This is a genomic window from Runella zeae DSM 19591 (assembly GCF_000423565.1).
GTDB lineage: Bacteria > Bacteroidota > Bacteroidia > Cytophagales > Spirosomataceae > Runella > Runella zeae.
The window spans coordinates 1-3,078 of sequence record NZ_AUIF01000098.1 but is presented as its reverse complement, the minus strand read 5'-3'; the positions used below and the strand labels follow the sequence as shown (position 1 = coordinate 3,078).

General features: G+C 50.3%; 2 rRNA genes. Both read right to left on the bottom strand.

Annotated elements, in window-relative coordinates:
- Positions 1-24 precede the first annotated feature (24 nt).
- Positions 25-136 (bottom strand): 5S ribosomal RNA (gene rrf / locus G563_RS0118300).
- Positions 137-217: 81 nt separating this feature from the next.
- Positions 218-3,023 (bottom strand): 23S ribosomal RNA (locus G563_RS0118295).
- Positions 3,024-3,078: the final 55 nt, after the last annotated feature.

Below are 3,078 nucleotides of genomic sequence, written 5' to 3'. Positions count from 1 at the left end.
GGGGAACTGCTTTAGTTATTAATATCGTGGCGGCTACCTACTTTCCCGGGTGTTATCCCAGTATCATCGGCGGAGCGGGGCTTAACTTCTCTGTTCGGAATGGGAAGAGGTGAACACCCACCCTGTAACCACCATCAAGACCTTCGTGACTAATCACTATTTTCTTTGGCTATTGCTCAAGTCATTGACATTGGAAAGAAAGATACAATAAATATTTATAAAGAAGATATTGGGCAATTAGTACTGCTCAGCTTTGATGTCACCATCTTTACACCTACAGCCTATCAACGTCATCGTCTATAACGTCCCTTATGTGGAAGTCTCATCTTCAGGCCGGTTTCGCACTTAGATGCTTTCAGCGCTTATCCGTTGCCCACGTAGCTACTCGGCCATGCTACTGGCGTAACAACCGATTCACCAGCGGTGAGTCCAACCCGGTCCTCTCGTACTAAGGTCAGCCCCCGTCAAACTTCCTACGCCCATCACAGATAGGGACCGAACTGTCTCACGACGTTCTGAACCCAGCTCGCGTGCCACTTTAATCGGCGAACAGCCGAACCCTTGGGACCTTCTCCAGCCCCAGGATGTGACGAGCCGACATCGAGGTGCCAAACCTCCCCGTCGATGTGAGCTCTTGGGGGAGATCAGCCTGTTATCCCCGGCGTACCTTTTATCCTTTGAGCGATGGCCTACCCATGCAGAACCACCGGATCACTAAACCCTGGTTTCCCACCTGTTCGATCCGTCGATCTCACAGTCAAGCTGGCTTGTGCTTTTGCACTCCCCGCACGGTTACCAAGCGTGCTGAGCCAACCTTTGGAAGCCTCCGTTACTCTTTTGGAGGCGACCACCCCAGTCAAACTACCCACCATGCGCGGTCCCCCGATAAACGGGGTTAGAACACAGAATACAAAAGGGTGGTATTTCAACGTTGGCTCCATGATCCCTGACGAAACCACTTCTCAGCCTCCCACCTATCCTACACATTCATATCCCATATCCAACGCAAAGTTGTAGTAAAGGTGCACGGGGTCTTTCCGTCCCGTGACGGGTAAGCGGCATCTTCACCGCTACTACAATTTCACCAAGCTCACGGTTGAGACAGTGCCCAGATCGTTACACCATTCGTGCAGGTCGGAACTTACCCGACAAGGAATTTCGCTACCTTAGGACCGTTATAGTTACGGCCGCCGTTTACTGGGGCTTCGATTCAAACCTTCGCTCGCGCTAAGCTCCCCTCTTAACCTTCCAGCACCGGGCAGGTGTCAGGCAACATACGTAGTGTCTCCACTTTGCGTTGCCCTGTGTTTTTGTTAAACAGTCGCCTGGGCCATTTCTCTGCGACTCCAGCTCGCGCCAGAGTGTCCCTTCTCCCGAAGTTACAGGACTAATTTGCCGAGTTCCTTAACCGTGATTCACTTGAGCACCTTGGTATATTCTACCCAGCTACCTGTGTCGGTTTACGGTACGGGCTAATACAAGCTGATGTTTCATCGCTTTTTCTTGGAGGCCAGTTCAAAAGTTCGCTTTGTCCGTAAACGCCGCTCAACGAAGACTTCCGTCACTTCGTACTCTCTCCCCTACCCCGTACGATTCACACTTGTATCAGGTGCAGGAATATTAACCTGCTGTCCATCAGGTGCGGCCTTCGCCTTCCCCTTAGGCCCCGACTAACCCTCAGTTGATTGACATAGCTGAGGAATCCTTAGCTTTACGGTGTGTATGGTTCTCACATACATTATCGTTACTTATGCCTACATTTGCTTTTCTAACCTCTCCACCATAGCTCACGCTACAACTTCGCTGATGTTAGAATGCTCCCCTACCGATATTACTATCGCAACGCTTCGGTGATATACTTGATGCCCGTTTATTATCGACGCCCGCCCCGCTCGACCAGTGAGCTGTTACGCACTCTTTAAATGTATAGCTGCTTCCAAGCTAACATCCTGGCTGTCTCGGCAGTCAGACTTCCTTTGTTCAACTTAGTATATACTTGGGGACCTTAGCGGTTGCTCTGGGTTGTTCCCCTCTCGGACCGTGACCTTAGCACCCCGGCCCTCACTGCTGTGTCTATTTATGCCCATTCGGAGTTTGTCAGAATTTGGTAGGATTTGACTCCCCCGCATCCTATCAGTAGCTCTACCTGACATAAACGCCCCACAACGCTGTTCCTAAAAACATTTCGGGGAGTACGAGCTATTTCTCAGTTTGATTGGCCTTTCACCCCTATCCGCAGTTCATCCAAAAACTTTTCAACGTTAACTGGTTCGGTCCTCCATGTAGTGTTACCCACACTTCAACCTGACCACGGATAGATCACCAAGTTTCGCGTCTGCTCTCTTTAACTATTCGCCCTATTCAGACTCGCTTTCGCTTCGGCTGCTCATCTTAAATGATTAACCTCGCTAAAAAGAACAACTCGTAGGCTCATTATGCAAAAGGCACGAGGTCACCCATAGGCTCCCTCCGCTTGTAAGCGCATGGTTTCAGGTTCTATTTCACCCCGGTACTCCCGGTCCTTTTCACCTTTCCCTCACGGTACTCGTCCACTATCGGTCTCTCAGTCGTATTTAGCCTTGGCGGATGGTGCCGCCGACTTCAGAGGGGATTCCTCCTGTCCCCACCTACTCAGGATTCTACTACGTCTCTACTTTGTACGCTTAAGGGACTATCACCCTCTCCGGTCTAACTTCCCAGTCAGTTCAGCTTCCAGTAAATTCTAATAAGTAGTCCTATAACCCCAACACAGCCGTAACTGCATTGGTTTGGGCTTCTCCGGGTTCGCTCGCCACTACTGCCGGAATCACTGTTGTTTTCTTCTCCTAGGGGTACTTAGATGTTTCAGTTCCCCCCGTTTGCCTCCTTTCGGATATCCTGATTACTCAGGATGGGTTGCCCCATTCGGATACAGTAGGATCAACATGTATGTGCCACTCCCCTACCCTTTTCGCAGCTTATCGCGTCCTTCTTCGCCGCTGAGAGCCTTAGGCATCCGCCATGCGCCCTTTTCTTTCTTCTTCTCTTTACTCTATCTTTCTTCCCAATATGTCAAAAAACTCTAAGACCGTAGCCTTG